The organism is Streptococcus sp. GMD4S (genome assembly GCF_000296955.1).
In genome coordinates this window covers 107,725-114,572 of sequence record NZ_AJRE01000029.1, presented here as the reverse complement: position 1 = coordinate 114,572, position 6,848 = coordinate 107,725, and the positions used below count along the sequence as shown (strand labels likewise).

At 39.2% G+C, this 6,848-nt stretch carries 9 protein-coding genes; all 9 read right to left on the bottom strand.

Annotation, left to right across the window (positions count from 1 at the left end; translation table 11 throughout):
* A partial coding sequence (gene tpiA / locus GMD4S_RS01570; RefSeq protein WP_000087890.1) for a triose-phosphate isomerase occupies positions 1 to 569 on the bottom strand: 569 nt, incomplete at its 3' end.
* Between the two features lie 96 nt (positions 570 to 665).
* Positions 666 to 1,343 (bottom strand): DnaD domain-containing protein, encoded by a 678-nt coding sequence (locus tag GMD4S_RS01565; protein ID WP_000220746.1) that lies wholly within the window; start codon positions 1,341 to 1,343, stop codon positions 666 to 668.
* Positions 1,344 to 1,351: 8 nt separating this feature from the next.
* Positions 1,352 to 2,296, bottom strand: a complete 945-nt coding sequence (gene metA, locus GMD4S_RS01560) for a homoserine O-acetyltransferase MetA (RefSeq protein WP_001122733.1) — start codon at positions 2,294 to 2,296, stop codon at positions 1,352 to 1,354.
* 181 nt (positions 2,297 to 2,477) lie between these two features.
* Positions 2,478 to 2,990, bottom strand: a complete 513-nt coding sequence (locus GMD4S_RS01555) for an adenine phosphoribosyltransferase (protein WP_001049316.1) — start codon at positions 2,988 to 2,990, stop codon at positions 2,478 to 2,480.
* A 179-nt stretch (positions 2,991 to 3,169) separates the two neighbouring features.
* Complete coding sequence (rplA, locus tag GMD4S_RS01550; protein WP_001085675.1) at positions 3,170 to 3,859, bottom strand: 50S ribosomal protein L1; 690 nt, start codon at positions 3,857 to 3,859, stop codon at positions 3,170 to 3,172.
* Between the two features lie 97 nt (positions 3,860 to 3,956).
* Positions 3,957 to 4,382, bottom strand: a complete 426-nt coding sequence (gene rplK / locus GMD4S_RS01545) for a 50S ribosomal protein L11 (RefSeq protein ID WP_001085808.1) — start codon at positions 4,380 to 4,382, stop codon at positions 3,957 to 3,959.
* Between the two features lie 122 nt (positions 4,383 to 4,504).
* Positions 4,505 to 5,221, bottom strand: a complete 717-nt coding sequence (gene ldcB, locus GMD4S_RS01540) for an LD-carboxypeptidase LdcB/DacB (protein WP_000747738.1) — start codon at positions 5,219 to 5,221, stop codon at positions 4,505 to 4,507.
* A gap of 14 nt (positions 5,222 to 5,235) precedes the next feature.
* Positions 5,236 to 5,697: an HIT family protein gene (locus GMD4S_RS01535; protein ID WP_000335584.1), complete on the bottom strand. Its 462-nt coding sequence runs from the start codon at positions 5,695 to 5,697 to the stop codon at positions 5,236 to 5,238.
* A gap of 186 nt (positions 5,698 to 5,883) precedes the next feature.
* Entirely contained in the window at positions 5,884 to 6,837 is a 954-nt protein-coding gene (locus GMD4S_RS01530) for a hypothetical protein (protein ID WP_000462603.1), read from the bottom strand.
* Positions 6,838 to 6,848 lie beyond the last annotated feature (11 nt).

Below are 6,848 nucleotides of genomic sequence, written 5' to 3'. Positions count from 1 at the left end.
ACTTTACACATTTTTTGTGCATCGTCTTGTGAAGCTGATTTACCAGTACCGATAGCCCAGATTGGCTCATAAGCGATAACGGATGCAGCAACTTGTTCAGCTGTCAATCCAGCCAATGCAGCAGATACTTGAGCACCTACGAATTCAGCAGCTTTACCAGCTTCGTAAGTTTCAAGTGACTCACCACAACAGATGATTGGAAGCATACCGTTTGCAAAGATTGCTTTTGCTTTTTTGTTGATATCTTCGTCAGTTTCATGGAAGTAGTCACGACGTTCTGAGTGACCGATAACAACGTAGTCAGTACCGATTTCTTTCAAAACTTGTGGGCTAGTTTCACCAGTGAAAGCACCTGCATTTTCAAAGTAGCAGTTTTGAGCAGCAACTTTAAGGTTTGAACCTTTAGCAGCAGCAAGAACAGCTGTCAAATCAAGAGCTGGAGCTGCGATACCTGCTTCAACAAGGTCTGATGAAGGAAGTTTTGATGCAACGGCTTCAACGAATGCTTTTGCTTCTTCTGGATTTTTGTTCATTTTCCAGTTACCAGCGATAAATGGTTTACGTGACATTTCACATACCTCTTTTTTCATTTTATTCACTATTATTCTATCATATTTATAAGGAGCTTGCAAACCTTACTCTAATTTTCAAGATTTTTCAAGCGACTAATCTTGCCACAAATTCATGGCATCGAGGAAATCAGCCGAAGCCTGAACTTGTTTGGGATTGTTGACTTCTCGCTCTGCTCGTTTGGCCTCTACCTGAGTCACAGACTGAATACCTTCATGGCGCCAGTTTCGTAGGATTGCCTGAATATATTTCCAGTTTGGCTTGCCATTGAGAACGGCCTCTCGGAGAGCTTCCTTAATCAAATCCGCCTTAACTCCGTCTTCTTTGACAGTCTTGGAAAGATCTTCGATTTCAAATGGTGTTAATAAGCGTCCCAACTCCTGCTGAAAAGTTTCAACCAGATCCTTCAACTGATTCTGCGGGTTTGGGGCAGTTGTAGCTGGAGTTTGGCTGTCTAGTAAGCTATCCAAGCGTTCAAAAGCCAAACTAGCATCAAAAATCAGCTCAATTTCCCCATTTAGTTCAATGGTTCGATATTGTAGCAAACCATTTTCAGTCAAATTTGAAATAGATTGGTTGACATCTGCAACCTCTTTCCCAATGATTTCAGCAATCTGACTAGGTGAAACATCTCCTAGGGCTGTGGTATTTTGTAAATAGAAAAATTGCCAGACGAGAAAATCTTCGCTGGAAGGAAAGAGTTCCTTAAAATGCAAGAGCAGGGCACTTGGTAAAACCAAGTTCCCTGATTTAAAAGCGTCAAAATATGTCATAATTCCTCTTATAGATATCCAAATGCAGCCACATCATCCTCTACCTTTCTCCAGTCAAAAGGGGTTTCTTGATAAACTGCATAGTTTACCCAATTGCTGAAAAAGAGGGCAGCTGATGAAGACCAACAGAGACAAGGCGTCTCATTTACATCATCATTTTTAAAGTAGTTCTCTGGGATATGAGGGTTGAGTCCCGCCTCATAATCACGAAAATACTCTCTTGCCAAAGTGTCACGATCGTACTCCAAATGACCAAAACTATAAATTTCACGCAAATCTCGACTAGCTAGGATAGAAACCCCAACCTCAGGACCTTCTGACAGAATCTCCAGATTGGTCTTGTTTAAGATTTCTTCTTTTAAAATCTCAGTATGACGAGAATGAGGAGCTACATAGCGATCATCAAAACCTCTAAAAAGAAGGTGCCCTTCTTTTAAGGTATCCTGTGGATAAATGCCTGATAGTTTCCGATCCATCTGGTGCTTTTCAACGCCATAGCGAACATAAAGACCTGCTTGTGCTCCCCAACAGATATGGAGGGTTGAAAAAACATGCGTCTTAGACCATTTGATGACCTGCTTGAATTCCTCCCAGTAGTCCACCTCTTCAAAAGGCAAATGCTCCACTGGTGCTCCTGTGATAATCATTCCATCAAAAAAGTCATCCTTGACCTCTGGAAAGGTTTTATAGAAGGTTTCCATATGTTCGGCACGAGTTGTCTTGGAACGATGTGTTTCCATATATAAGAAATCAATATCTAATTGCAAGGGGGTATTGGCCAAATGCCGTAAGAGTTGCGTTTCTGTTACCATCTTTTGAGGCATGAGATTTAAAATCAAAATCTTCAAGGGGCGAATATCCTGATGAGCAGCCCGTTGGTCGTCCATAACAAAGATATTTTCTGTCCTTAAAATCTCCACAGCTGGCAATTTTTTATCAATTCTAATCGGCATAACCTTCTCCTAACTGTACTCTTTTAGAAATAATTGAATGTGTTTGAAGTCAAATCTCAAACACTTAGTCCTTTTATTATACTGCAAGAAGATATAGTTTTCAATTATAGTTTTTCTCTAACTAGCTATAGTTTGTTTATATAGCAGATGAAGAGAAAACAGCCCCAAGGACTGTTTTTCATTAATAATGCATAAGTACCTTGTAATCGTAATCTCCGATTTTTTCACGGCCTTTAAGCTCATCCAACTCAATCAAGAAGGCACAACCGGCTACAACTCCACCAAGTCTTTCAATCATCTCAATGGTTGCTTTGACAGTTCCACCTGTTGCCAAAAGATCATCTACGATGAGAACACGTTGACCTGGCTTAATCGCATCAGCATGCATGGTCAAGGTATCAATACCGTACTCTTTCTCATAGTCAGCAGAAATGACTTCACGTGGCAATTTCCCTGGTTTACGAACAGGTGCAAAGCCAATTCCCAACTCAAAAGCAACTGGGCAGCCCACGATAAAGCCGCGAGCCTCTGGGCCCACGATCATGTCGATCTTCTTATCGGTTGCATACTGAACAATTTCACGAACAGCGTAGCTATAAGCATTTCCATCTGCCATCAAAGGGCTGATATCACGGAAGGTAATACCTTCCTTAGGATAATTTTCAATCGTTGCGATATAATCTTTTAAATTCATCTTTTTCTTTCTTTCAAAGTTTTTTACTCTCTATTATACCACATTTTCTGTGAAAGAAGAAGAGGAAAAGCACTATTCTATTGCCCCATCAGGCTATTAATAGAGTTATTTCCCCTGGAATGAACTTATCATCAAAAAAACGAGCACATTCGTACTCGTTCTCTGATATAAACTACTGATTAAAGTGAGTTTACGTCAACCTTGATACCAACACCTTGAGTAGTTGTGATTGTCAAGTTTGTTACGTAAGTTCCTTTAGCTGTAGCTGGTTTTGCTTTTTGGATTGTTTCGTTGAAAGCTTTGAAGTTTTCAACCAATTTTTCAGCTTCAAATGATACTTTACCGATGATTGCTTGAACGTTACCTGCACGGTCAGCACGGTAAGTAATTTTACCACCTTTAGACTCTTCAACTGCTTTAGCAACATCCATTGTTACAGTACCAGTTTTAGGGTTTGGCATCAAGTTACGTGGTCCAAGGACACGTCCAAGACGTCCAACAAGAGCCATCATGTCAGGTGTAGCGATAACTACGTCGAAGTCCAACCAACCGTCGTTGATTTTCGCAACAAGGTCATCTTCACCAACAAAGTCTGCACCAGCAGCTTTTGCTTCTTCAGCTTTTGCACCACGTGCGAAAACAAGAACGCGTGAAGTTTTACCAGTACCGTTTGGCAATACCATTGCGCCACGGATTTGTTGGTCAGCTTTTTTAACGTCGATGTTCAAGTTGTAAGCAACTTCTACAGTTGCGTCAAATTTTGCAAAGTTAGTTTCTTTTGCAAGTGCTACAGCTTCTTCTACACTGTATGCTTTTGTGCTGTCGATTTTTTCAAGAGCAGCACGAAGTTGTTTGCTTTTTTTAGCCATTTTCTATTCTCCTTGTAAGTGGTTCAATCGATTTTCATCTCCCACGTCACTTCTCGAAATGATGAAGTCTTGCGGGTTATATTGGGGGTGTTATTGATTAGTCAACAACAGTGAATCCCATAGAACGAGCAGTACCTTCGATCATACGCATTGCAGACTCAATGTTTGCTGCGTTCAAATCTGGCATCTTAGTTTCTGCAATTTCTTGTACTTGTGCACGAGTAACTGTAGCAACTTTAGTTTTGTTAGGTGTACCTGATCCTTTTTCAACACCTGCAGCTTTTTTCAAAAGAACAGCAGCTGGTGGTGTTTTTGTAACGAAAGTAAATGATTTGTCTTCGTATACTGAGATAACAACTGGAATGATCATACCAGCTTGGTCAGCTGTACGAGCGTTGAACTCTTTTGTGAATCCCATGATGTTGATACCAGCTTGACCAAGAGCAGGTCCAACTGGTGGAGCTGGTGTAGCTTTACCAGCAGGGATTTGCAATTTTACAAGTTTTTCGACTTTTTTAGCCATTTTTAAATCCTCCTTTGTGGTTTTGGCGGTAATTAGAGATTTTTACCTCCCACAAGTATGCTTTACACATACTTTTCCATTATACACTATTTATCTAAAAATGCAAGAGAAAACTTTCGTTTTTAATCGACGTAATCGCCGCCTTCAAAGCCATAGTACTCTTCTAAACTGAGACCACTTGCAGCAATTTCTTTGGCCTCTTTTCCGACGTAGCGAAGATGCCATTCTTCCGCCATGTAGCCAGTCTCTTTTTCCTTGCCTTTGAGATAGCGAACAACAAAGCCAAAGTCAGCCGCATGATCCAAGAGCCACTGGGCTGCCTTTTCTTCAGTAACTAAATCACCATCTGTCCCAATAAGGTCAAAAGCAAGACCTGTTTGGTGTTCACTATAACCTGGGCGAGCTGAGTAGCGATCAGCAGCTTCCTTACCATCTTGATTCACATAGTCTTGATAAAGTTTGGTTTGAGTTTCATAACTTCTAAAACCACTGTAGTGATCGCTGATTGGGTAGCCCGCTGCTTGCATTGCTGCAATGAGTTTCAGCAACTCTGCTTTAGCTGTTGGATTTTCTCCTGGATTATAGTCTTTTGACAAAGGATAGTGCTTATTAGCTATGACGATTTCATCGTACTTCCCTTGAATACTATAGTAGTCTCCCTTATTGACAACTTCTGCCTTCTTCTGACTAGAGGCTTGGGATTTGCTCCCTACAGTTCCTTCAGGTTGACTAGTTTGTTCCGTTTTTTGAGTGTTTTCTTCATTTTTAGGTTTTTCTTGAGAACATGCTGCTAGGGTTACTGCTAGCAAACCTGATAAAACGATGTATCTTTTTTTCATTTTTTCTTCCTCTCTTAGGCCATGTGCTTCTCTAATTCATCGGATAAGGCTTTAATCATTTGTTCCAACTCATGGGATTTCACTTGGCAATCTTCTGACGCCATTTCTTCCCAGGGCACCCACCAGACTGGACCACGGCCATTAAGCCCATGCCCCTTCATATCACCTGACCGTCTTGGAAAGAGGTGCCAGTGAGCGTGGGCATCTCCATTTCCTAGAAGTTCGATGTTCATCTTTTCAGCTTTAAACGCTTTGGCGACTGCTTCTTGGACTAAACTCATTTCCTCTAGAAAACGCAGTTTTTCAGAAGTCTCCATATGGTGGAGTTCTGTTATATGTTCTTTTGCCAGAAATAAGGTATAGCCCTTAAAGTATTGGTGATCCCCAATAACAACATAGCCTGTTTCTAGTTCTTTTACAAAGTAGGGATTTTTCCCCGCTTTAATTAGGTCTATCCGCTCACAAATAAGACACATGAGTCTCTCCTTTCAACTCTAATAAGTTCAAAATATCTTGAGCCTGACAGCTCGGGATTAGCTATACTTGCATTCTCAAGCACATAGGGATTAAATCACTCACTGTCAATCCCTGCTTTATTTACCCCTCGGATATCCACTGCTTCAAAGTCGAGAAGGATGTGATTAAGGTCAAAAAGTCGGTGTTCATAGGTCATCATTCCCCTCCCTCTTATCTTTGTGAAATAATTTTTGAATCTTATTAAAAAATGGAATAACTGTAAAATTATCTATAAAGCGTCTCTTACTTAACTTAGGTCCCTGTAGTTTTCTATATTCTTCGATATAAATTGTAGATACCTTACCAATTTCACTTTCTCCGAAGATAATAGCTTTTAAAAATATTACACCAATACTTAAACAAAGTGAAACTATTCCAACAATAAGAACAATAGATAAATTTTTATACAAATAATACGATATTACAGTATCAACTGCGACAATATAGAAAAGGCACACTGTAATAAATATTCCAGATCTTCCATCATCACTTTCATCAACACTAAATTCTGGGAGTAAAAAAATTAAAATTACAACAAGCAGCAAATAAGCCAATAACAAAGAGGGTCCAGTAGGTTGTTCTATAAAACTCTGATACCCAAAGTAAATGAAAAATAGCTGAAGTAATAACATCGCATACTGAAATAAATAAAACCATATTTTAGCTGAACTTATAAGCGGAATATTTTTTTCTACTTTTATATCTAGTAATCGTTTAGCAATTTGTATCCGATGAGCTAGTTCTTTTAAATCCTCTATTTGAAGTATTTGAGAAGCAAGTTTTTTCTCTATAATTTCTATTTGATACCATATATATCCATCATCTTCTATCCACTGATATTTTCCAAAAGTTTTTATTTTTCGTCCATACGGATTAATGTTTTGAGAAATTTTAAAAAGTAGTTTTTCTAAATCTGGATTAGTAATTCCTTTATCTACCAGTTCATCGGCATAAACAACTAGTTCTTTAAAGTTTTCTTGTTTATTTTCATACACATACTTACGATATTCCTCTTTTTTCTTTTGGAAATAAGCATACAAACCCGAAACTAACCCCGTTATTATAGCAGGCGTTGCTAATTGTTTCAGCATTTCAAACATAATACTTTATC